Annotated in this window: 22 protein-coding genes; 7 read left to right on the top strand and 15 right to left on the bottom strand. The window is 64.2% G+C overall.

What is annotated here, in order from left to right; all coding sequences use genetic code 11:
• Positions 1 to 28: 28 nt before the first annotated feature.
• Genes ACLIKD_RS09660 through ACLIKD_RS09645 form a run of 4 tightly spaced genes read left to right on the top strand, consistent with a single transcriptional unit; the run spans position 29 to position 3,497 of the window.
• On the top strand, positions 29 to 295 hold the full coding sequence (locus ACLIKD_RS09660; protein WP_428828144.1) for a DUF2249 domain-containing protein: 267 nt from the start codon (positions 29 to 31) through the stop codon (positions 293 to 295).
• The gene (locus tag ACLIKD_RS09655) at positions 296 to 1,420 is read left to right on the top strand and encodes a hypothetical protein (RefSeq protein WP_428828143.1); all 1,125 of its coding nucleotides are present in this window, start codon (positions 296 to 298) and stop codon (positions 1,418 to 1,420) included.
• Positions 1,421 to 1,452: 32 nt separating this feature from the next.
• A complete protein-coding gene (gene thrC / locus ACLIKD_RS09650; protein ID WP_428828142.1) occupies positions 1,453 to 2,880 on the top strand; it encodes a threonine synthase in 1,428 nt (475 codons plus the stop codon).
• Positions 2,877 to 3,497 carry an SAM-dependent methyltransferase gene (locus ACLIKD_RS09645; RefSeq protein WP_428828141.1) on the top strand — a complete coding sequence of 207 codons (621 nt, stop codon included), beginning with the start codon at positions 2,877 to 2,879 and terminating at the stop codon, positions 3,495 to 3,497. Before thrC ends, ACLIKD_RS09645 begins: the two co-directional genes overlap by 4 nt.
• On the opposite strand, the gene ACLIKD_RS09640 is transcribed toward ACLIKD_RS09645, so the two are convergent.
• The 15 genes from ACLIKD_RS09640 to ACLIKD_RS09570 all read right to left on the bottom strand — a co-directional run bounded on the left by ACLIKD_RS09640 (position 3,494) and on the right by ACLIKD_RS09570 (position 18,401).
• The gene (locus tag ACLIKD_RS09640) at positions 3,494 to 3,631 is read right to left on the bottom strand and encodes a hypothetical protein (RefSeq protein ID WP_226470890.1); all 138 of its coding nucleotides are present in this window, start codon (positions 3,629 to 3,631) and stop codon (positions 3,494 to 3,496) included. The genes ACLIKD_RS09645 and ACLIKD_RS09640 overlap by 4 nt on opposite strands.
• 68 nt (positions 3,632 to 3,699) lie before the next feature.
• Positions 3,700 to 4,563: a carboxylating nicotinate-nucleotide diphosphorylase gene (gene nadC, locus ACLIKD_RS09635; protein WP_226415738.1), complete on the bottom strand. Its 864-nt coding sequence runs from the start codon at positions 4,561 to 4,563 to the stop codon at positions 3,700 to 3,702.
• Positions 4,564 to 4,627: 64 nt separating this feature from the next.
• The gene (locus ACLIKD_RS09630; RefSeq protein WP_428828140.1) at positions 4,628 to 6,115 is read right to left on the bottom strand and encodes an NAD(P)H-hydrate dehydratase; all 1,488 of its coding nucleotides are present in this window, start codon (positions 6,113 to 6,115) and stop codon (positions 4,628 to 4,630) included.
• Complete coding sequence (locus tag ACLIKD_RS09625) at positions 6,112 to 8,838, bottom strand: ATP-binding protein (protein WP_428828139.1); 2,727 nt, start codon at positions 8,836 to 8,838, stop codon at positions 6,112 to 6,114. Before ACLIKD_RS09625 ends, ACLIKD_RS09630 begins: the two co-directional genes overlap by 4 nt.
• Before the next feature lie 100 nt (positions 8,839 to 8,938).
• Complete coding sequence (locus tag ACLIKD_RS09620) at positions 8,939 to 9,859, bottom strand: histone deacetylase family protein (RefSeq protein WP_428828138.1); 921 nt, start codon at positions 9,857 to 9,859, stop codon at positions 8,939 to 8,941.
• A 23-nt stretch (positions 9,860 to 9,882) separates the two neighbouring features.
• Entirely contained in the window at positions 9,883 to 10,740 is an 858-nt protein-coding gene (locus tag ACLIKD_RS09615; RefSeq protein ID WP_428828137.1) for a tetratricopeptide repeat protein, read from the bottom strand.
• Positions 10,741 to 10,757: 17 nt separating this feature from the next.
• Positions 10,758 to 11,432, bottom strand: coding sequence for a hypothetical protein (locus ACLIKD_RS09610; protein WP_428828136.1), 675 nt, complete (start codon positions 11,430 to 11,432; stop codon positions 10,758 to 10,760).
• The gene (locus tag ACLIKD_RS09605) at positions 11,429 to 12,511 is read right to left on the bottom strand and encodes a beta-ketoacyl synthase N-terminal-like domain-containing protein (protein WP_428828135.1); all 1,083 of its coding nucleotides are present in this window, start codon (positions 12,509 to 12,511) and stop codon (positions 11,429 to 11,431) included. The genes ACLIKD_RS09610 and ACLIKD_RS09605 overlap by 4 nt, the downstream gene beginning before the upstream one ends.
• Positions 12,508 to 12,777 carry an acyl carrier protein gene (locus ACLIKD_RS09600; RefSeq protein ID WP_428828134.1) on the bottom strand — a complete coding sequence of 90 codons (270 nt, stop codon included), beginning with the start codon at positions 12,775 to 12,777 and terminating at the stop codon, positions 12,508 to 12,510. The genes ACLIKD_RS09605 and ACLIKD_RS09600 overlap by 4 nt, the downstream gene beginning before the upstream one ends.
• On the bottom strand, positions 12,774 to 14,006 hold the full coding sequence (locus tag ACLIKD_RS09595) for an ABC transporter permease (protein ID WP_428828133.1): 1,233 nt from the start codon (positions 14,004 to 14,006) through the stop codon (positions 12,774 to 12,776). The genes ACLIKD_RS09600 and ACLIKD_RS09595 overlap by 4 nt, the downstream gene beginning before the upstream one ends.
• A 3-nt stretch (positions 14,007 to 14,009) precedes the next feature.
• Positions 14,010 to 14,936 (bottom strand): ABC transporter ATP-binding protein, encoded by a 927-nt coding sequence (locus ACLIKD_RS09590; protein WP_428828132.1) that lies wholly within the window; start codon positions 14,934 to 14,936, stop codon positions 14,010 to 14,012.
• Positions 14,936 to 15,931, bottom strand: coding sequence for a BtrH N-terminal domain-containing protein (locus ACLIKD_RS09585; protein ID WP_428828131.1), 996 nt, complete (start codon positions 15,929 to 15,931; stop codon positions 14,936 to 14,938). Before ACLIKD_RS09585 ends, ACLIKD_RS09590 begins: the two co-directional genes overlap by 1 nt.
• Positions 15,928 to 16,323 carry a hypothetical protein gene (locus ACLIKD_RS09580; protein ID WP_428828130.1) on the bottom strand — a complete coding sequence of 132 codons (396 nt, stop codon included), beginning with the start codon at positions 16,321 to 16,323 and terminating at the stop codon, positions 15,928 to 15,930. The genes ACLIKD_RS09585 and ACLIKD_RS09580 overlap by 4 nt, the downstream gene beginning before the upstream one ends.
• Positions 16,316 to 17,467 (bottom strand): beta-ketoacyl-ACP synthase III, encoded by a 1,152-nt coding sequence (locus ACLIKD_RS09575; protein ID WP_226470879.1) that lies wholly within the window; start codon positions 17,465 to 17,467, stop codon positions 16,316 to 16,318. Before ACLIKD_RS09575 ends, ACLIKD_RS09580 begins: the two co-directional genes overlap by 8 nt.
• Positions 17,460 to 18,401, bottom strand: coding sequence for a dialkylrecorsinol condensing enzyme (locus ACLIKD_RS09570; protein WP_428828129.1), 942 nt, complete (start codon positions 18,399 to 18,401; stop codon positions 17,460 to 17,462). Before ACLIKD_RS09570 ends, ACLIKD_RS09575 begins: the two co-directional genes overlap by 8 nt.
• Before the next feature lie 157 nt (positions 18,402 to 18,558).
• On the opposite strand from ACLIKD_RS09570, the gene ACLIKD_RS09565 reads away from it, so the two are divergent.
• From ACLIKD_RS09565 to eno, 3 genes are all read left to right on the top strand, one after another.
• Positions 18,559 to 20,199, top strand: a complete 1,641-nt coding sequence (locus ACLIKD_RS09565; protein WP_226415704.1) for a CTP synthase — start codon at positions 18,559 to 18,561, stop codon at positions 20,197 to 20,199.
• Positions 20,196 to 21,032, top strand: coding sequence for a 3-deoxy-8-phosphooctulonate synthase (kdsA, locus tag ACLIKD_RS09560; protein ID WP_226415702.1), 837 nt, complete (start codon positions 20,196 to 20,198; stop codon positions 21,030 to 21,032). The genes ACLIKD_RS09565 and kdsA overlap by 4 nt, the downstream gene beginning before the upstream one ends.
• An 89-nt stretch (positions 21,033 to 21,121) precedes the next feature.
• Positions 21,122 to 22,405: a phosphopyruvate hydratase gene (gene eno / locus ACLIKD_RS09555; protein WP_226415688.1), complete on the top strand. Its 1,284-nt coding sequence runs from the start codon at positions 21,122 to 21,124 to the stop codon at positions 22,403 to 22,405.
• The last annotated feature ends 5 nt before the right edge of the window (positions 22,406 to 22,410 follow it).

The following is a 22,410-nucleotide window of genomic DNA, read 5'->3' as shown; positions in this document are numbered from 1 at the left end:
ATTCCGGCATGTCTTTCAAGGAGTTATGATGCAACCCATTCATGCCTGTAACCACACCACTCCCGAAGCCCTGTATCCCTTTGATGCCCGCGGCATCGCCAAGCGTTTTCGCCATGCCGCCATTTTTGGCGCACTCGACGCCCTGCAACCCGGTGAAACCATGCGTTTCTGCAACGACCATGATCCTTTGCCGCTGCTCGCCCAACTACAGCAGCGTTACGGTGCGCACGTCAATATCGAGTACCAGCAGCGCGAACCGGGGGCTATCGTGATCGACTTTTCCGTCGTCGGCTGATTGATTTACACCGCCAGCCTGACGCTTCTTTCCTTGCTCGGCAGCGCCATTCTGGCGGTGTCCGGGCTGGGCTCGCGGCTGGGGGTCCTGCACTTGGCCTTTGCGGTCGGCATCGTGCCGCTTATCTTTGCGGCGATGAGTCATTTCGTGCCGGTACTGACCCGCACCGGCGATCCCGGACGCTGGATCGGCAGACTCCCGGCTGCCGCCCAGTTGGCCGGGCTGGGTGTCGTCGGTGCCTTGCAAGGGCTGCTGCCGCGTGAGGTGTTGCCGGCTGCGGCAGCGGTCGATCTCATCCTGGCAGCCATTTTGCTCAACTGGATCGCGGCCCGGGCTCGGGCCTGCATCGGCTCGCCCCACCCGGGCTGGCGCTGGTATGGCGCGGCGCTTGGTTGTCTGATGCTGGCCCTGCTGGCCGTCGTCTTGATGGCCTTGTGGCCGCAGCACTGGCATGGGCTGCGCCTGTTTCATCTGCATCTGAATACGATCGGCCTGGTTGGCCTGGCTGCCCTCGGAACATTGCCGGTCTTGCTGCCAACCGCTTTGGCCCAGCCCGATCCGGAGGCGAGCGGCTGGCTGCGGCGGCGGCTCTGGCTAGTCGCTGGTGGCGCGGTCGTGGTCGCCACCGGAAGCGCCATCCTCTGGCCATTCGCCGTGCCCGGCGCGGCGCTCGTGCTGGTCGCGGCGCTTGGCCTGGTCGGCCAGTGGGTCCGTCGATTCGGTATCCGGTTGTTGCTCAACGATGGCGTGGCGGCATCGTTGCTGGCGGCGGTGGCCGGCTTGATCCTGGCCTTGGCCACCGGTGTCGCGCACGGTGCGGGATTGATGCCGGGACGGCCCGGCCTGCTGGCCTGGGGGGCTGGCTTTTTGTTGCCGCTGGTAACCGGGGCGCTCAGCCAACTGCTGCCGGTCTGGCGCTGGCCGGGACCGCAGATTCCGGCACGGGCTGAAATGCGCCGCCGACTGGCCGCTACCGGCAACTGGCGGGGCGCCTTGTTTTTCTCCGCGGCAGTGGCCGTGATCAGTGGCTTCGATTACCTGGCCGCGATGCTGCTGGCCGGCGCCATGCTGCTCTTTATCGGCGGACTGCTGCAAGCCGTGCGTGTATCGCGGTCGACGCGGTAAAATTCCCGCTTTTCGCTTTTCAGGGCTTCGCCATGCGCTATATCTCGACTCGCGGTAACGCCGCGCCCCAGGCTTTCTGCGACATCCTTCTCGGTGGACTGGCGCCGGATGGCGGCCTCTACCTGCCGGAAAGCTATCCGCAGATCAGCCGGACCGAGCTCGATGCCTGGCGCCAGTTGTCGTATGCCGACCTGGCCTACGCCATCCTGTCCAAATTCATCACCGACATTCCGCCGGCTGACCTCAAGGCACTGGTCGCCAAGACCTACACCGCCGACGTCTATCGCCACACCCGCAACGGTGGCGATGCGGCGCAGATCACGCCGCTGACCAAACTGGAAGACGGCCTGTACACGCAGGAATTGTCGAACGGCCCGACGCTCGCCTTCAAGGACATGGCGATGCAGCTGCTCGGCAACCTCTTCGAGTACGTGCTCGACAAGCGCGGCGAGTCGATCAACATCCTCGGCGCCACCTCCGGCGACACCGGCTCGGCCGCCGAATACGCGATGCGCGGCAAGCACAACGTCAAGGTCTTCATGCTCTCGCCGGATGGCAAGATGAGCGCCTTCCAGCGCGCCCAGATGTACTCGCTGCAAGACACCAATATCTTCAACATCGCCGTTACCGGCCTGTTCGACGATGCGCAGGACATCGTCAAGGCGGTTTCCAACGATGCCGAGTTCAAGAAGAAATACAAGATCGGCGCCGTCAATTCGATCAACTGGGCGCGCGTCGCGGCGCAGATCGTCTATTACTTCCAGGGCTATTTCCTGGCCACCAAGAGTAACGACGAGCAGGTCGCCTTCGCCGTGCCCTCGGGCAACTTCGGCAACATCTGTGCTGGCCACATCGCCCGCCAGATGGGCTTGCCGATCAAGCAACTGGTGCTCGCCACCAACGAGAACGACGTGCTCGACGAATTCTTCCGTAGCGGCGTCTATCGGCCGCGCAACGCGGCGGAAACCAGCATCACCTCGAGCCCGTCGATGGATATTTCCAAGGCCTCCAACTTCGAGCGCTTCGTCTTCGATCTGGTCGGCCGCGACGCCGCGCTGGTTCGCGAACTATGGGCCAAGGTCGACAAGGGCCAGGCCTTCGATCTGTCGGCCACGGAACACTGGTCGAAAATCGGCGATTTCGGTTTCGTTTCCGGCAAGAGTACGCATAGCGATCGCATCAAGACCATCCGCTTCGCGCAGGGCCGGTACAACGTGATGCTCGACACCCACACGGCCGACGGCCTGAAGGTGGCGCTCGAGCACCGCCAGGCCGGGGTGCCGATGATCGTGCTGGAAACCGCCCAGCCGGCCAAATTCGAGGAAACCATCCGCGAGGCGCTGGGTACCGAGCCGGTGCGTCCGGCCGACCTGGCCGGCATCGAGCAACTGGCGCAACGTGTCGTGGTCATGGCGCCGGATGTGAACGCCATCAAGCAGTTCCTCGTCGAACGCGTGTGAGTTTCGACCACGAAGCCTTGTGGTCCGCCCGCTACCGGGAAGCGGGCGACGACTACCTGTTCGGTACGGCGCCCAACAAGTTTCTGGCGGCGCAGTCCGACTATTTTGGCGCCGGCGTCAGCGTTCTCTCGGTGGCCGATGGCGAAGGCCGCAATTCGGTCTGGCTGGCCGAGCAGGGCTGTGCCGTAACGGCCACTGAAATTTCACCGGTGGGGCTCGAGAAGGCAGCCAGGCTGGCGCGCAATCGGTATGTCGCCGTCGATTTCGTGCAGGCCGATATCCTCAACTGGACGTGGCCGCAGAATGCGTTCGATGCCGTGGTCGGTATTTTCATCCAGTTCGCCGGGCCGGCTGAGCGGCCGCGTCTGCTGGCCGGGATGAAGGAAGCGGTCAAGCCCGGCGGGCTGTTGCTGCTCCAGGGCTATACGCCTGATCAGTTGAAGTTCCGGACCGGTGGTCCGTCAGCTGTGGAAAATCTGTATACCGCTGCGCTGTTGCGTGAGATTTTTGCCGACTGGGAAATTTTGCTGCTGCGCGAGCACGAAGAGGTCATCGAGGAAGGCCGCGCCCATGCCGGACATTCGGCCTTGATCGATCTGCTGGCGCGCAAGCCTTAAAGGTAGATGACGGCGGGGAAAACCGCCACGGCCAGTACGAGGACCAGCCATTCCAGATTGTGGCGGGCGAGAAAGCCCGTGAAGTGCAGCACCAGAATGGCAATGGCGAGCACATAGAACAGCGCAAACAGCATTCGAATCCCCCAAGGCAATCGTCATTCGATCAGTTAGCCCGAATTATGACGACAAACAGCCATAAAGCCTAGCCGACGAAGCGCATTGACAGGTCGAGCGCCTTGACGTCCTTGGTCAGGGCGCCGACTGAAATACGGTCCACGCCGGTCTCGGCGATGGCCCGGATGGTTTCCAGACTGACGTTGCCGGAAGCCTCGAGTATCGCGCGGCCGGCGTTGATGCTGGACGCCTGGCGCAGCATGTCGAGCGGGAAATTATCGAGCAGGATCATCGTCGCGCCGGCGGCGAGCGCCGTCTGTAGCTCTTCAATCGACTCGACTTCGATCTGGATGAATTTGCAGCGCTCGGCCGCCTGTTCGGCAACGCTGCGGGCGGCGGCCAGCGCCTCGGCGATACCGCCGGCGGCGTGAATATGATTTTCCTTGATCAGGATGGCGTCCCACAGGGCCAGACGATGGTTGCCGCCACCGCCGCAGCGGACCGCGAATTTCTGGGCAATCCGCAGGCCGGGCAGGGTTTTCCGGGTATCGACAACCTGCGCTTTGGTGCCGGCGATGGCATCGGCGTAAATGCGGGCCTTGCTGGCGACGGCGGAAAGCAGTTGCAGGAAATTCAGGGCGCTGCGTTCGGCTGAAAGCAGGGCGCGGCCATTGGCTTCGATGGTGCAGAGGATCTGATCCGGGGCAATGCGCTCGCCATCGCTGGCCTGCCATTGCACCTTGGCTTGCGGATCGAGCCGGCAAACGCAGGCGTCGAACCAGGCCGTCCCGCACAGCACGCCCGCCTCGCGCGAGATGACCGTGGCTTTGACCCGACGCTCGCCGGGTACCAGGCTGGCGGTCAGGTCGCCGCTGCCGATGTCCTCGGTCAGCGCGGCATCGACATTACGGGTGATTTCAGGAGCGAGCGGGGTATCGAATTCGATGGTCATGGGAGCAGGGATCGGCGGACGGGGAGGCGAATTGTAACGTTTGAGCCAGCGGGATGCATGGCGCTCAGCGCTCGGCTACCCATTGGTTGAGGAGCTTTCTGGCCGCGTCGACGGTCTCGTGAGCGGTCAGGCCGATCGGCCCGCTGCCGTCGGCGACCAGGCGGTCGGCGGCGGCGCCGTGCAGGTGCACCGCCGCGAGCAGCGCCGGCAGGCCCGGCCAGCCCTGGGCGAGCAGGGCGACGATGATGCCGCTCAGCACGTCGCCCATGCCGGCGGTCGCCATGCCCGGGTTGCCGGTGGTGTTGATCCACCAGCGGCCATCCACCGCGGTTAGCACGGTGCCGCAGCCTTTCAGCGCGACATGGCAGCGGTAGCGTTCGGCGATCTGGCGGGCCGCCGCCAGGCGGTCGGCCTGCACCTCGGCCGTACTGCATTCGAGCAGGCGGGCCGCTTCGGCTGGATGCGGGGTGAGGATGGCCGGATTGCTGCGGCTGGCCAGCGCCACTTGCAGGTTGCCTTCGCTCGAAACCAGATTCAGCGCGTCGGCGTCGAGCACCAGCGGCAGATCCAGGCCGATCGCCGTTTCCAGCAGTTCGGAGGCTTCCAGCGAGACGCCCAGACCGGGGCCGCAGGCCAGGGCGGCGAGCGGGGTCTGGAGCAGGGCGGCGGGGCGGCGCAGCATCAGTTCGGGCTGGATCGGGTCGACGCCGGGCGCCTGGTGATCGAGCAGGCCGGCATAGACGCGGCCGGCGCCGAGCTTGAGCGCGGCGCGCCCGGCGAGAAAGACGGCACCGACCATCGACGGTGCGCCACCGAGGATGCCGGCGCTGCCGAAACTGCCTTTATGGCTGTTCTTCAGGCGGGGCTTCAGTTGTGCGGCAAAGTCGTTGCGGCTGAGGCGCCAGCCGTCGGCCGGCAGTTCCGCTTCCGGCGCGAGATCGAGCGCGGCGACGCGAATCTCGCCGCAATGATCCGGGCCTTCGGCGGTCAGCAGTCCCGGCTTGGCGGCAATGAAGGTCAGCGTGTGGCTGGCGCAGATCGGCGTACCGAGCGCTGCGCCGCTGTCGGCATTGAGGCCGCTTGGACAGTCGAGGGCGAGCAGCGGGCAACGGTGGCGTTCGACCAGTTGGTTGGCGCTTGCGATCCACTCGGCGTAACGGCCTTCTGGGGCGCGGCTCAGGCCGATGCCGAAGAGCCCGTCGACGATCAGCGCCCAGTTCGTGTCGCCCGGTATCGTTTCCGTCGTGCTACGGCCAGTTGCGTGGAAACGCTGGTAAGCGGCAGCGGCATCCGGCGATAGCCGGGTGCTGTCGCCGGCGAAGACGACGCGGACATCGAAGAACCGCTGATGCAGCAAGCGGGCCATTTCGAAGGCGTCGCCACCGTTGTTGCCGGGGCCGGCGAGGACCAGGATGGGCTGGTTGCAATCGCCGGCCAGCTGGGCGGCCCAGTCGGCGGCAGCGGCTCCGGCGCGTTGCATCAGCGGCTGCCCGGCATGGCGGGTTTCGAGCTGGCGCAGGGCGGGGCTGCAATAGAGAGCGGTCGAGGTCATGGCGAAAGGCGCGCTGGTCGGGTGTGAGCGAGGATCATGGCGAATAACTGGTCAGGATCGATGGGTTTGGAAATATGGTCCACCATACCCGAACTCAGACAGGCTGCTTTTTCTTCCGCCAGGGCGTGGGCCGTTTGGCCGATGATCGGCAGATTGGGCGCCAGCCGACCGATTTCACGCGCCGCGTCGTGGCCGTTCATCACCGGCATCTGGATATCCATCAGTACGACGTCGAAGGCATGCGGAGCGCTCTGGCGAATCTGGTCCACCGCCTGTTGGCCATTGTCGGCCATGGTGACGGTGGCGCCGACTTCCTCGAGAATCTCCCGCATCACTTCCTGATTGATATCGACGTCTTCAGCCACCAGAATATTCAGTCCGGCCAGCAACTTTGACTGATCGTCCGTATTGTTGCCGAGCACTTGTTGGGTGACCGGCTGGGCCGCTGGAAGTGGTCGGTAGGGCAGGAGGACCTCGAAGCAGCTGCCGTCGCCCGGGGTGCTTTCCATGCGGATGGTGCCGCCCATCAGCCGAACGATGCGGTTGGTGATGGCGAGACCCAGACCGGTGCCGCCAAACCGGCGGGTGGTCGAATTGTCGCCCTGTTCGAAGGGATTGAAAATCTTGGCGTTTTGTTCCGGCGTGATGCCGATGCCGGTATCGGTCACCCGGAACAGCAGCTGGTCGTTGTCCAGCCCGGCCTCCAGCGTCACGCTGCCGGCTGCGGTGAATTTGACGGCATTGGACAGCAGGTTGAGCAAAATCTGGCGCAGCCGCAAGGGATCGCCGCGGCAGCTGGCCGGTAGCTCGGCGGCCGGGCACAGCGCCAGCATCAGGCCTTTTGCCGTGGCGCGTGGCTGCATCAGTTCGATGCTCTCGTTCAAGGTGCTCCGCAGGTCGACCGCGGTATCCTCGATTTTCAACATGCCGGCGTCCATTTTCGAGAAGTCGAGAATGTCGTTGATGATCCCGAGCAGCAATTTGCCGGAATGGGTGATCTTGCTGAAAGCGTCGTGCGCCTTGCTGCCCTCGGCCGACCAGTGCAAGCCGAGGTGGGCCATGCCGATGACGCCGTTGAGCGGGGTGCGGATTTCATGGCTCATGTTGGCCAGGAACTCGCTCTTTGTCTTGGCCAGTCGCTCGGCCTCGGCCCGGGCCAGTTCGAGATCGGCCGTCCGTTCGCTGACCAGTTGTTCGAGATGGTCGCGGTAGCGGATGATTTCGGCCTCCATGGCCTTGGTTTCGCTGATGTCGGCAATGAAACCGTACCAGGTGATGCTGTGATCGCTACCGGCTTCCGGCAGGGCGCTGGTCAGCAGCCATTTGATCCGCCCGTCAGGATGCTTGATCCGATATTCGATGCGCCACGGGGTCAGCGTCCTGGCTGATTCGTTCAGCGACTCGAAAAATCGCGCCGCGTCGTCGGGGTAGAGCATCTGGCGGATCGGTTCGCTACTCTGCGTCAGCGCTTCCGGCTGCACGCCATAGATTTCGTTGATGCCGTCGCTGGCAAACGGAAAGCTGGCCTTCCCCTCGGCGTCGCAGCGGTACTGGAAAACGACGCCGGGAATGTAGGAGACGATCCGGCGCAAGCGCTGGTTGGCAGAATATTCGGCAGCCCGCGCTTCTTCGGCAACGATGACTTCCTGCAAACCGTTGAAGGCGGCGGCCAGCTGGCCGATTTCGTCCATTTGGCGAATCGGCAGCGGCTGGCGGGGAATCTTGCCTTCGCGCATCGCCGCCAGCAGTTCGGATGCTTCGCTTAACGGCTGCAATTGCCGACGCAGCCACCACCAGCTGATCAGGATGGCCAGCCCGGTCAGTCCCAGCGAAATGATCAGCAGATGGCGTTGCATGGCGCGGATCGAGGCGAAAGCCTCATCGGCCGGTAGGACCGACTGCATCAGCCAGCCGGTTGAGGCGATCCGCTTGCTCGACGACAGTTCGACCACACCGCGCGAACTGCGGGCCGTGCCCGAGCCTTCCCTTCCGTTGATGTAACTGTCATAGACCGGGTTGACGCCGGGCGGCGGTCCGGCTTTCATGACCCGCTGCTTGTCGGAGGATGCGACATAGGTACGGGTGCGCGGTGCGGTAACGACAAAGTTGCCGGTCAAACCGTATTTGGCGGCACTGACCTCATCGAAGAAATTGGGTCTGGCCAGGTTGGTGATGCCGATCACGGCGCCGACGGTTTTTCCGGCCGGGTCGGTGATCGCCGTCAGCATGGCGACCAGCGGCTGTTGGCTGTACTGGCTGAACAGCGGATCGGTGACGAACGACCGCTGGCCGGCGAGCGCTTCCGCGACGCCCGGGTAATGGCTGAAATCGACGCCGCGTCGCTTGTGTTCGGCCGGCGTGCTGGCGATCGTGATGCCGTGAGCGTCGAGGACGATGATGCCCCAGTTGAAGACGCTTTCGGGAACGTCGCGCTGATCGAGGTAGGTCTGCACCTGGTCGCCGTCGAGCGCGGTGCCGGATAGTTTGTCGGCGATCGAGCCGACCATGCTCAAGCGTTCGCGGATCGAGCGGTCGATTTCGCTGGCGATCAGCGAAATGGTCGAAAACTGCTGGGCCGAAATCGTTGCCTCCATGTCCCGGCGCAGCGTGTGGCTCAGCGACAAGACGCTGAGCCAAAGCACCGTCAGGAAGGCGATCAGCATGCCGACCGCGATCCGCGTGCGTAGTGAACGCCAATTCAGGATCTGACGCAGTGCTTTCATTGTTCCCCCGTGGCAAGCTCCGGCTTCCGGCCGATCGATGGCACTGGCGAGAGACCGCGCATTGTGGCCTGCGCGGCGGTTTGCGGCAACTGGCGCGAACTCAGTCGGGGCATGGCGTTTGCCGATTCGAGAAGGTTTTGGCCAGGCGGACGGTAGTCGTGTGGATAGCCACCGTATCGTCGATCTGGCGGGCGTAGCCGCCCGCCATGGCAATCGCCACCGGGATGCCGAGGGTCTGGCAGCGCGCCAAAACGCGCCGGTCACGTTCGGCCAGCCCGGCAAAACTCAGGGCCAGGCGGCCCAGGCGGTCGTCGTGGTAGGGGTCGGCGCCGGCCAGGTAGATGACCAGATCGGGGCGGGCGAGGGCGAAGGCGGTATCCAGACCGGCGTCGAGGCGAAGGAGATAGGCCTCGTCCGGGCAGTTGTCCGGCAGTTCGATATCGAGATCACTGGTCTCCTTCTCGAACGGGAAATTGCGCGCGCCGTGGATGGAGAAAGTGAAGATGCTGTCGTCGCCGGCCAGGATGCTGGCCGTGCCGTTGCCCTGATGGACGTCGCAATCGACGATCAGGACGCGGCCGGCGCGGCCTTCGGCCTGCATGGCGCGGGCGGCGACCGCGGCATCGTTGAAGACGCAGAAGCCTTCGCCGTGCGCGCCGAAGGCGTGGTGGGTGCCGCCGGCCAGATTGGCCGAAATGCCGTGACTGAAGGCCGAGCGGCAGGCGCAGATGGTGGCGCCGGCCGAGCGCCGGGAGCGTTCGACCATGCCGGCGCTCCACGGGAAGCCGATGGCCTTTTGCGCCTTTTCCGGCAGAGTGCCGCTGCAGACCTGGTGGATATAGGCCGGGTCGTGGGCCCGCGCCAGTTCTGCGTCGCTTGCGGCGGGCGGCAGATGAAAATCGGTTTCGGCAAAATCGCCGCTGGCCAGCAGGCTGGCCCGCAGCCGGGAATATTTCTCCATCGGAAAACGATGGCCGGCGGGCAGCGGCAGCACGAAGACATCGGTGTAAAAGAGCTGCACTGCCGAAGCCTTCGCGCGATGGCTCAGTTCAGCGCAGCCGACATCTTGCGGCGGAATTCGCGGATCAGATCGTCGTATTGCTCGCTGCCGCCGAGCGCTTCGAACAATTGCAGGATCGCCTTGCGGCCGGCGCCTTCGCCAAAAGCCCGGTCGCGGATGACGACTTCGAGCGCCGCTTCGAAGGCCTCACGGAAACGGCTTTGCGCCGCGTAGGCGCGGGAAAGGTCGAGGCGGGTGGCGTGATCGGCCGGGTTGGCGGCCAGTTTGGCTTCCAGTTCGGCGGTATCGGCGGCACCGGCCGCCAGCGCCAGGCGGGCGCGCAGCGCGTTGGCGCGCTCGGCTTCCTGGGCGAATTCGCCGGCCAGCAGTTGCTGGGCTTCGTCGTTGCGGCCGAGTTGCATCAGCACGTCGATGGCGTCGAGCTGGACGGCCTGGTCGTCAGGCTTGGCCTTGCTGGCTTCGACCAGCTTGGCCAGAGCTTCTTCGAGCTTGCCTTCAGTGACCAGCGCGGCGGCTTCTTCGCGCAGGTTGCCGCCGGGGCCGGCTGGCAGCGCGATACGCTCGAGGAATTCGCGGAGCTGGCCTTCCGGCAGGGCGCCATTGAACTCATCAACCAGCTGCCCCTGGAACAACACCTTGACCGACGGAATGCTGCGCACGCCGAAGTGTTGGGCGAGTTCGGGGTTGGCGTCGGAGTCGACCATGGCGAGCAGGAAACGGCCGGCGTATTCCTCGGCCAGCTTTTCCAGCATCGGCTTGAGGACCTTGCACGGCTCGCACCACGGGGCCCAGAAGTCGATCACCACCGGCACGTCCTGGGCGGGGGCGAGAACCTTGGTTTCGAAGTCTTCGATGGAAACGTCAAAGGAGAATTGGGACATGGCGTGGCCTGTAAGAATTAGAGTCGGGTGAATTCTACTGCGAGCCGGGGGTTGGCTGGCGACAGCAGATGTTGCGTCGGGCTGGCGGGCTGTTCAAGCCACGCGGCGAGACGGGCGGGAAAGTCCGGCGTGTCGGGCAGGCCGGCGGCAGCATCGGGCTGGCTGAAGTGCAGGCTGGCCCGCGAGTTTTCAAGCGCTGCGCTGCCGACCACCAGCCAGTGGCCGTCGGCCGCTGCCGGGCCGTGGTCGAGGTGGGCGCACAACACCTGGGCGTAGCGCCCTTCGGCCAGCCAGTTGCCGGCCAGGGCCAGCAGCAGCGACCAGTTTGCCAGCCCGGCGGTATCGAGCGGGATGTGCATGGCCGAGCGCAGGCCGGGCAGAAAGGGCTGGGTCTGGGCGGCGGCAATCGCCGGCTGGGTGGCGAGAAAATCGTAGGGCATCGGCTCGCCGGCCCCGGCGCAGGTTTCGTCGAGCAGGGTCAGCGTTTCCTGGCGCGGGCCGCTGGTCGATTGCCAGAGCAGGGCGGTCGGCAAGGCGCGGCGCCCGGCGGGAAGGCAGGCCAGCGCGCCGATCAGCGCAAGCTGGGTCAGCCCGGCGGCGCGGCGTAGCGGTTTGCCGAGGGCGGCCCGGACGGCGGCCGGCAGCGCGGCTGGCGTGGCGTGCTGATTGACGATGGCGTGGAGATGGATCATCGCTGGCGCTCGATGATCATCGTCGCCAGACCGCCGCCGAAGCCGACCAGGTTGAGCAGCGCCCGCTCGATATGGGCGGTGCTGCGGTCAACCAGCGGAAACAGCGCGATTTCCGGATCGACCTTGGTGAACCCGGCGGTCGCCGGAATCCTGTCGGCATCGAGGCAGCCGAGCAGGGCGGCCAGTTCGACGATGCCGCTGGCGCCCAGCGTATGGCCGAGCATCGGTTTCAGCGACAGCAGGGGCGGCACCCGGTTGCCGAAAACCTGGCGCAGCGCATTGGCTTCGGCGAGATCGCTGCCCGGCGAGCCGGCGGCCTGCAGCTTGATCAGTTCGATCTCGCCTGGCTGGACATCGGCTTCGTTCAGGCAATCGCGCATGACCGCGGCGATCGGGCCGCCATCGGGGTCGGGGCCGGTCGTCGACCAGGCGTCGATGCCGGTGGGCAGGCCGCTGATCCGCCAGCGCTGGGGCGTCGCGGAAAGGCGTACGGCGGCCACCGCTTCACCCAGCACCAGGCCGTCGCGGCGGACGTCGAAGGGCCGGCAAGCGGTGGGCGACAGCAGTTCCATCGCGGCAAAGCCGGCCAGCGTGCTGCGGTTGGCGAGTTCAATGCCGACGACGATGGCTTCGTCGATCTGGCCGCCGGCAATCAGGCTGCGCGCCGCATCGAGGGCGGAGAAGCCGGAGATGCAGGCGTTGGAGAAGCTGTAGCGCGGGCCGTCGAGCTGCAGCCAGCCAGCCAGCGTGGTGCTGAACGAGGCGGCGGCCAGCGGTATGGCGAACGGCGCGCCGAGTTGCTCGAAGTGGCCGATCTGGAACGACGAAGAGGCGATGAACAGCGGCGTGCCCGGTGCGCTCGGAGCCAGCTGGGCGGCGACCTTGCCAACCGCCGTTGCGGCGCGGCTCAGCCAGTCGGTGGCGGCGAGCGGCAGGCTGAAGTAGGGGAACTGACGTTCGCCCAGGCGGGCCGTGCCGTTGCTGCATTCGCCGTCCCACAGCGCTGCCGCCACGCGCTCGGGCGAGTCGCCGCGGGCGCAGAGCAGGCCGCTGCCGGCGAGGTAAACCGCTCGCCTCATGGCTGGCTGGCGCGCCAGGCGGCGAGATGCTCGGCCAGGTTGCCGACGCTCGACAGGATGCGGCGGGTTTCCTTGCTGTCCGGCAGGCGCAGTCCGTACTTTTTCTTGATCGCCATCGAGACCTGCAGGGCGTCGAGCGAGTCGAGCTGCAGCGGCGCTTCCGGGCCGAACAGCAGTTCGTCGTCGGTGATGCTGGCCGGGTCGCAATCCTTGTCGCAGGCTTCGACGATTAGGGTTTTCAGTTCGAGGATCAGGGCGGTGTTCATGAGCGGGCGGCGAGGGCGCGGTGGTTGAGCCAGACGGCAAGGATGAGCGAGAGGCCGGCAAAGACCAGCAGTTGAATCAGGCTGGGCAGCAGGTCGGCAAAGCTGCCGTGGCGCAGCATCACGACATGGAAGCCTTCCAGCCCCCAGGCCATCGGCGATAGTGCCGCCAGTTTCTGCATGGTGGCCGGCATGACGAATTTCGGGACCATGATGCCGCCGATGGCGCCCATCAGGATGTTGCCGACGCCGCCGACGATGGTCGCCTGTTCGGCGGTCCTGGCAAGGCTGGCGATGAGCAGCGCCCAGGCCACCGCGGCGAGGCTGACGGCGGCCGAAACGATCCACCAGTTGAGGAGCTGCGGCAGGCTGCCCGGCAGTTCCAGCGCCTCGCTGCCGAACAGCGGCACGACGAACATACCGACCAGCACCATCATCACCGCCTGGAGCTGATTGACCACGAAGAAGGGCAGCAGCTTGCCGCTGAGGATCAGGTGAAAAGGCAGGCCGATGGCGCGCAGGCGTTGCAGCGTGCCCTGCTGGCGTTCGATGATGAAGATCGAGGAGACCGGAATGACCACGAAGAACATCGCGAAGATCAGCCAGGCGGGCACGTTTTGCTGCACCGAGGAGGGCAGTCCGGCGCTTTGGTCGCTGCGCACGGCGATGCTGCGGATTTCGTCGGGCCAGTCTTTTTCGACCGAGCCGCCGGGGGCGACGGGCAGCCCGAACAGCTTGCCGGCGCGTTGTGTCAGTTCGTCGGCCCGCACCGCGCCGAGGGCGGCCATTACCTGGTTGCGGAAGGCGAGTTGCAGGGCCGGGCTGAGGGCGGGATCGATCAACAGTTGCAGGGCTTCACTCGGCTGGCCGTCGGCGCCGGCCGGGATCAGCAGGCGTTGGCCGAAGCCTTTCGGCAGGACCAGCGCCAGCGCCTGGCGCCTGGCCAGTATGCCCTGGCGGGCGCTATCGGCATCGCCGCCATTGTCCAGTCGGCGGAAGGCGGCGCCTTTGTCGAGACGTTTGACCAGTGCCTTTGAATGGGGGCTTTGATCGAGATCGACCACGACATAGGCGGCATCGATCGTGGCGCCCGGCGTGAAGGCATCGCGCAGCGCCATGGTCATCACCAGGATGAAAATGGTCGGCATGATGAACAGCGCCAGCAGGCCGTGCCGGTCGCGGATCAGTGCGATGGTTTCCTTGAGCCAGAGGGCGAGCAGGCGCGGCGACATGGTTCAGTCCCGCAGCGAGCGCTTGGTCAGGCGCATGAAAACCTGTTCCAGATCGTGCTGGCCGAGGTTGAGATCGAGGACTTCGCAGCCGGCCGCGGCCAGTTCGTTGAGCAGGCGGGGCAGTGCGCCAGCCCAGGAGGCATTGCCGTGCGGCGGTTTCAGCAGATAGTGCAGCGGTGCCGTGGCGACCGCCTGATGGCGGCTGGCCAGGGCGTCCGGCAGTGGCTGGGCGAGATGCAGTTCAAGCAACGGCTCGGCGCTGCGCAGGATGTCGGCCAGCGAGCCTGCGGCCAGCACCGAGCCTTGGTCGATGATGGCGATCTGCTGGCAGATCGCCTCGACCTCTTCCATGTAATGACTGGTGTAAATCACCGTCGTGCCGGCGGCGGGCAGGGCGGCGATCGAATCGAGCAGGAAATGCCGCGACTGCGGATCGACGCCGACCGTCGGTTCGTCGAGCAGCAGCAGTTGCGGCCGGCCAAGCAGGCCGATGGCCAGATTCAGCCGGCGGCGCAAGCCACCGGAAAGTTGTTCGGCCCGCTTGTCGGTGACCTGTTCGAGTCGGGCGAAGGTGATGGCAGCGGCACACTGGCTGTGCAGTTCCTTGCCCTTCAGGCCAAGCGCGCCAGCAAAGAAACGCAGGTTTTCGCCGACGCTGAGCATCGGGTAGAAGGCGTAATCCTGGGGTACCAGTGCTATGGCCCGCGGGTTGGCTGCGCGGACGACGGCCAGCGGCTGGCCATGCAGCGCAATCCGGCCGTCGGTCGCGCTCAGCAGGCCGGCGAGCAGCGAAATCAGCGTCGTCTTGCCGGCCCCGTTCGGGCCCAGCAGGCCATACACGCCACCGGCCGGAATGTTCAGCGAAACGCCCTGGAGGGCCGGCGTGGCGGCGGCGCGGTAACGGTAGGAGACGCTGTCGATGGACAGCATCAGGCGGCGCGGCGTAGGTCGCGGAAAAAAGCCTGTTCGTGGTCGGCGATCAGGCGCAACTGGTCGGCCAGTTTGGCCGGCACCAGCGGTTCGCGGTCGCGGATCATGCGGGCGGCCGACAACGCGAATTCTCGCCACTCGTCACCGATCTCGACCAGGGCGTCGGCGAGTTCGTTGAGGCGCGGCCGGCCGAGCAGGTCGGCCGCTTCCTGCAGGAAAGAGGCATAGATGAAGCGGAAACCGCCGCCGCCGGTGCCGATTTCTTCCTGCATGCGCACCACCTGGCCGATGAACATCTTGGCCCGGGCCGGATCGTTCTGCCCGGCCAGCCGTTCGACGGCATTGGCCAGCCGGCGGATGCCGCGCACGCCGATGATCGGCAGCGGCGCGTCGAGCATGATGCGCGTCGTTTTCTTGATGGCCTGCGGAATCACTATCGCCCAATCGGGCTGCGAAGGCTTGCCAGTGGCGTAATAGAGCAGGCCTTTCGGGGCGAGCACGCCTTTGGCGAAGCGGGCCTTTTGCAGCGCCTCGCCCGGACAACTGACCGGCGTTTCAAAGACCGGGTCGGACAGCTGATAGTCGCCGCTCGCCGTGTCGCGGCCAAAGGCCAGCACGTTGTGGGCATTGAAATGAAAGCGCAGGTCTTCCGGCATGTAGGGCAGCCAGAATACCGAGGTCTGCATGCCGACCACTTCGCCTGCTGCCAACAGTTCGTCGAGGCGGCGGGTGCCGGCGGCCGGGTTGCGGAAGGTCTCGAAGCGCATCTTCAGACCGAGCGGTTTCTGCAGGCCCTTGATGATGAATTTCGGCGGCATCCGGTAGGAAACCAGCGGCAGGCCGTTGATCTTGACGATCGGCAGGTAGGCGAAGGACATCGCCGACGACAGGCCGAAAGCCATCGGCTCGGAAATCGGCAGGCCGTGATGACGCAACATCGTCGACATGACGCCGCTCTCGCAATGGGAGGCCTGGCTGTGCTGGAATTCCATCATTCGACCTTGGTCAACTGGGCGACGGTGAGGCCCATCGCATCGGCGTAGCGCGCCAGCAGCGAGGGCGAAAGGCGGGCAAATAGCGCAGGGCGGAAATGGCGGCGGATGCGCCATTGCCAGAGGCCGGTAACCTGCGCCAGCAGCGGCACATCCATGCGCGCCTTGTGCATGTGGTATTCGAGGGCCGAGGTCTGCCCGGTGGCGACCCGTTGGCGGGCATCATCGGCCAGCCGGTTCAGGTCATCGACGGCCTGGCGGGTAACGATTTCCTCGACTTCCCAACCGGTCGACTGGACGATATGCATCTTTCCGTCGGTGCCACGGGCGTAGAGCGCCTTGCGGTGGCCGCCGAGGGTGGCGTTGCCTTCCTGCGGCACTTCGCTGTCAAGCATGCTCGACCGCCGTCAGATACATCAGCGAGCCGGTGAACCGGCCGCTTTCCGGGATGAAGCAGAGCAGCCGGTCGCCGGCCTTGAGGCGGCCGCTTTTCAGCAGCTCGTCGACCATGATGTAGATCGAGGCCGAGCCGGTGTTGCCCTTGGTGTGCAGGTTGGTGAACCACTTTTCCTGCGGCACCGCAAAACCGACGGCTGCCATGCAGTCGGCCATCGGCTGGCGGAAATACTCGGAAGACATGTGAGGCAGGTACCAGTCGACGTCGCTCGCCTTGAGGCCGCGGGTCGCCATGACTTTCTCGAGCGGCTTGCCCGCCGTCAGGTAGACGACGTTCTCGTTGAGCAGGCGAACGTCCTGTTTGACAGAAAAGACCGAGCGGCTGGCCCATTGGCTGGGCGGAAAGGCACTCCAGCTCTTCAGCGAGCCATCGGCCTGCTTTTCGCCGCCGGAGTACATGCAGACGTCGGCGCTGTGGGCCTGCGAGAGGATTTCCATCCACTCGATGCGCAGCGACAAACCATCGCGGCGCGGGGTGTCCTGCAGCAAAAAGGCACCGGCGCCATCGGAGAGCATCCAGCGCAGGAAATCTTTTTCAAAGGCGATTTCCGGGTTGGCTTCCAGTTCGGCGACGCGATGTTCGGATTCCGCTTCAAAATTGCGCGCATGCAGCACTGCCGAGGCCAGTTCGGAACCGGTCGCCACGGCATTTCTGGCCTGCCCGCAGAGGACGCTCATATAGGCATATTTGAGCGCCGTGATGCCGGAAACGCAGATGCCGGCGGTCGATACCACTTCACAGGCCGGTATGCCCAGCTCGCCATGCACCATCACGCCGTGATTGGGCATCAGCTGGTCGGGCATCGAGGTGCCGGTGGCCAGGCAGTCGATGTTCTCGATGGGGCCGAGGCCACGCACCGCTTCGGCGGTCAGCTGGGCGTTGCTATGGGTGGTCCGGCCGGTCGCCGGATCAATCGCATAGTGGCGTTGGCGGATGCCGTTGTTGCGCAGCACGACGCGGCGGGCGCGCGAAGGCTTGCTGCCGATCATGCCGAGGACGTTTTCGATCCCGTCGTTGTCGACCGGGGCATTGGGCAGGAACGCCGAAGTGCCGGTGATGTAAACCTTGCCGCTACTATTCATATGCTTTCAGATTGAAATCCTGCGAGCCGGAAGGCAGTTCAAGTTCGGCGCGCAGTCGGTCAAGGCGCGGTTTGAGCAGGGGGGAAAGTAACCATTGTAACAATAGGCTCAATGGAACGACGGTTAACACCATGGCGATCAGATATAAGGCGAAAACGAGCAGCATCGGCCGCCGCCGCCATTGACCGCGGCGACCGCAGGCGCGGATCAGTCTGGACCAGACCTTGAAGGCCCGGCGTCCGGCCCGTTCGCTCAGCGCCAGCCGGGGATTGACGGTGCAGGCGCGGAGGCCGGTCAGCATCGGCGCTCCGGTTTTTTCGGCGTCGCCCTCGAGCGCATCGGCCAGCGCCCGGCCAAACCGGCCGGCCTTCCTGATTTCCTCCGGTGCCACGCCGGCCGGCGGCAGGCCGAGCCAGCGGTCGCGCCGGCCGGTCAGAACCCAGCGCGGTGTCGTCAGGAAAGTGGCCAGTGCAGGCCCCTGGTCGGTAAATGCCAGGTGATCGCGCAACTCGCCGCCGGCCTCGGCGATCAAACGCTGCATCGTTTCCTGGGCCGACAGCCACATATTGCGGCAGGCGACCAGCGTGATCACCGGCTTGCCGGCGATCAGCCGGCGGCCTGCCGGGCTTTGCAGGAAGGCGGTCATCGGCAGGGCGGGGGAGAGGTACCACACCTGATAGCTGAGAATGACCAGATCGAAGTCGCGATCCGCCGGAATGCTCAATGGTTCCAGCGGCGGCGCATCGAGTTGCACGCATTCGGGAAAGGCATCGACAAAATCGACGATCGGCCACGGCCACGGGAAGGCGGTGACCGGAACCAGGGTTTCAACATGCACCTGATGTCCCGCCGCCCGCAACGGGGCGACCACCTGGGCCGTGATCTCGGCCAGTTGCCCGGTTTGCGAATAATTGATGACGAGAACGGTTTTCACGCTGTTTTCTGCTGGCTGGGTAACCCTCGATTCTAACAAATCGCGTGGTCATTACGGTGTACCGGGTGATGGCGCGAGATTCGCAGGATTGCTCGGAGGGCTTGGGATTTTTCCACCTTTTCGGCTATCATTCGCATTTCCCGCAGCCTGTCTTTCCATGACCAAATACGTTTTCGTTACAGGCGGTGTCGTGTCCTCATTGGGCAAGGGCATCTCCGCCGCATCGCTCGGGGCCATTCTGGAATCCCGCGGCATCAAAGTTACCCACCTCAAGCTTGACCCCTACATCAACGTCGACCCCGGCACGATGAGTCCTTTCCAGCACGGAGAGGTTTTCGTCACCGAGGATGGCGCCGAGACCGATCTCGATCTCGGGCACTACGAGCGCTTCACCAGCGCCAAGATGGGCAAGCGCAACAACTTCACGACCGGCCAGATCTACGACACCGTGCTCAAAAAAGAGCGCCGTGGCGAATATCTCGGCAAGACGGTACAGGTCATCCCGCACATCACCGACGAGATCAAGTTCAAGATCAAGGCCGGCGCCGAAGGTGCCGATGTGGCCATCGTCGAGGTCGGCGGTACGGTTGGCGACATCGAGTCGCTGCCGTTCCTCGAAGCGATCCGTCAAATGGGCATCGAGGAAGGTCGCAATAACGTCTGCTACATGCACCTGACGCTGCTGCCCTATATCCCGACCGCTGGCGAACTGAAGACCAAGCCGACCCAGCATTCGGTCAAGGAGTTGCGTCAGATCGGTATCCAGCCGGATATCCTGTTGTGCCGTGCCGACCGTTCCGTTCCGGTCGAGGAACGGCGCAAGATCGCGCTGTTCTGTAACGTCATGCCGGAAGCCGTGATCGAGTGTCTCGACGCCGATTCGATCTACAAGATCCCTGGAATGCTGCATGAACAGATGCTCGACGAAATCGTCTGCCACAAGCTTGGCATTCTCGCCAAGGCCGCCGATCTGTCGGTCTGGATCAAGCTGGTCGACGCGATGGATCACCCGCAGCATGAGTTGAGGATCGCCTTCGTCGGCAAGTACGTCGATCTGACCGAGTCCTACAAGTCCCTGATCGAAGCGATCAAGCATGCCGGTATTCATACCCGCAGCAAGGTCAATATCGAATACATCGATTCCGAGAATATCGAGAAGGACGGTTGCGGCGTGCTCAAGGGCGTCGATGCCATCCTGGTGCCCGGCGGCTTTGGTCGGCGCGGTACCGAAGGCAAGATCGCCGCGATCCGCTATGCCCGCGAAAACAAGGTGCCTTACCTTGGCATCTGCCTCGGCATGCAATTGGCTGTCGTCGAGTTCGCCCGCGATGTGGCCGGCATGGCCGGTGCGCATTCCACCGAATTCGTCCAGGACACGCCGTATCCGGTCATCGGCCTGATTACCGAATGGCTGGATGCCTCCGGCAAGCTCGAGAAGCGTGACGAGGACTCCGACCTTGGCGGCAGCATGCGCCTCGGCGCCCAGGTCTGCAAATTGGGCGAAGGCTCGCTGGCCCGTGACATCTATGGCGCCGCCGAGATCACCGAGCGCCATCGCCATCGTTACGAAGTCAACAACACCTTGCTCGCCCAGTTGGAAGAAAAGGGCTTGAAGGTTTCCGGTCGCGCGCCGGGCACCGATCTCTGCGAAATGATCGAATTGCCGGCCGACGTGCATCCGTGGTTTGTCGGCTGCCAGTTCCATCCGGAGTTCACGTCCAACCCGCGTCAGGGCCATCCGCTCTTCACCTCGTTCGTGAAGGCGGCACTGGGCAGGCAAAAGGTCAAAGGCAAATGAAGCTCTGCGGCTTCGAGGCTGGTCTCGACCAGCCTTTATTCCTGATCGCCGGCCCCTGCACGGCGGAGTCGGAGCAGCTTTGCCTCGATGTCGCCGGCCATATGAAGGAAGTCTGCGCCCGTCTCGGCATCAACTACATTTTCAAGGCCTCCTACGACAAGGCCAACCGCAGTTCCGGCAAGTCGGTGCGCGGCCTCGGTCTTGACGAAGGTCTGCGGATCTTCGCCGAAGTCCAGCGGCAGATCGGCGTGCCGGTGCTGACCGACGTCCATGGTATCGACCAGATCGCCGCGGTCGCCAGCGTCGTCGATGTGCTGCAGACACCGGCCTTTCTCTGTCGCCAGACCGATTTCATCCATGCCGTCGCATCCTGCGGCAAGCCGGTGAATATCAAGAAGGGCCAGTTCCTGGCGCCGGGCGACATGAAGAACGTCGTCGACAAGGCGCGCGAAGTGAATGATGGCGCCGACAACATCATGGTCTGCGAACGCGGCGCTTCCTTCGGCTACAACAACCTGGTGTCCGACATGCGCAGCCTGGCGATCATGCGCGAAACTGGTTGCCCGGTCGTCTTCGATGCGACGCACAGCGTGCAGTTGCCGGGCGGCCAGGGTACGACGTCGGGTGGCCAGCGCGAGTTCGTCCCGGTGTTGGCACGGGCGGCGGTCGCCGTCGGCATTTCCGGGCTGTTCATGGAAACCCATCCGTGCCCGGAAAAAGCTTGGTCCGATGGCCCGAACAGCTGGCCGTTGGCGCGCATGGAATCGCTGTTGACGACGCTGCTGGCGCTCGACAAGGCCGTCAAGACGGCCGGTTTCGAAGAACTGAAATAAGGCGGCCGGAAACGAATGGGACATTCATTTCCGGCGTCAGTGATCTAATTTAAGTAGTTCTTTCAATTTATCGTTAATAAGGAAGAAATATGAGCTCAATTGTTGACGTCGTGGCACGCGAGATTCTCGATTCCCGCGGCAATCCCACCGTTGAAGCCGATGTGCTGCTGGAAAGTGGCGTCATGGGCCGGGCGGCTGTGCCGTCGGGTGCTTCGACCGGTTCCCGCGAAGCCATTGAACTGCGCGATGGCGATGCCAGCCGTTACCTCGGCAAAGGCGTCATGCAGGCCGTTGAGAACATCAACACGGAAATCTCCGAAGCCATCATCGGTCTTGATGCCCAGGAACAGGCTTTTATCGATCAAACGATGATCGACCTCGACGGTACCGACAACAAGTCCCGCCTTGGCGCCAACGCCATCCTCGCCGTCTCGATGGCCGTTGCCAAGGCCGCTGCCGAAGAGTCCGGCCTGCCGCTCTACCGCTATTTCGGCGGCATGAGCCCGATGCAGATGCCGGTGCCGATGATGAACATCATCAATGGTGGCGAGCACGCCAACAATAGCCTGGATATCCAGGAATTCATGATCATGCCGGTCGGTGCGGTCAATTTCCGCGAAGCCCTGCGTTGCGGCGCCGAGATTTTCCATTCGCTGAAGAAGTTGCTCGACAAGAAAGGTCACTCGACCGCCGTCGGCGACGAAGGTGGCTTCGCCCCGAATCTGGGTAGCCACGCCGAAGCGCTGCAGATCATCATGCAAGCCATCGAGGCCGCCGGTTACGTGCCGGGTCAGGATGTGCTGCTGGCGCTGGATTGTGCCGCTTCCGAGTTCTACAAGGATGGCAAGTACCATCTGGCCGGCGAAGGTCTGCAACTGACTTCCGCCCAGTTCACCGACTATCTGGCCAATCTGGCCGACCAGTTCCCGATCGTTTCGATCGAAGACGGCATGTCGGAAGCCGACTGGGATGGCTGGAAGCTGCTCACCGATCGTCTGGGCAAGACCGTGCAGATCGTTGGCGACGACGTGTTCGTTACCAACACCAAGATCTTCAAGGAAGGCATCAAGCAGGGCATCGGCAATTCGATCCTGATCAAGATCAACCAGATCGGCACCTTGTCCGAAACCTTTGCCGCCGTCGAGATGGCCAAGCGCGCCGGTTACACCGCGGTGATCTCGCATCGTTCCGGTGAAACCGAAGACAGCACCATCGCCGACATCGCCGTCGGCCTGAACGCCGGTCAGATCAAGACCGGTTCGCTGTCGCGTTCCGACCGTATCGCCAAGTACAACCAGCTGCTGCGCATTGAGGAAGATCTCGGCGACACCTCTTCCTACCCGGGCCGCGAAACCTTCTACAACCTGCGTTAAGTTTT

The organism is Azonexus sp. IMCC34842 (genome assembly GCF_050368855.1).
In the GTDB taxonomy this organism is placed as follows: domain Bacteria; phylum Pseudomonadota; class Gammaproteobacteria; order Burkholderiales; family Rhodocyclaceae; genus Azonexus; species Azonexus denitrificans_A.
The sequence above is the reverse complement of the archived record's forward strand: the minus strand, read 5'-3'. Positions and strand labels throughout refer to the sequence as shown.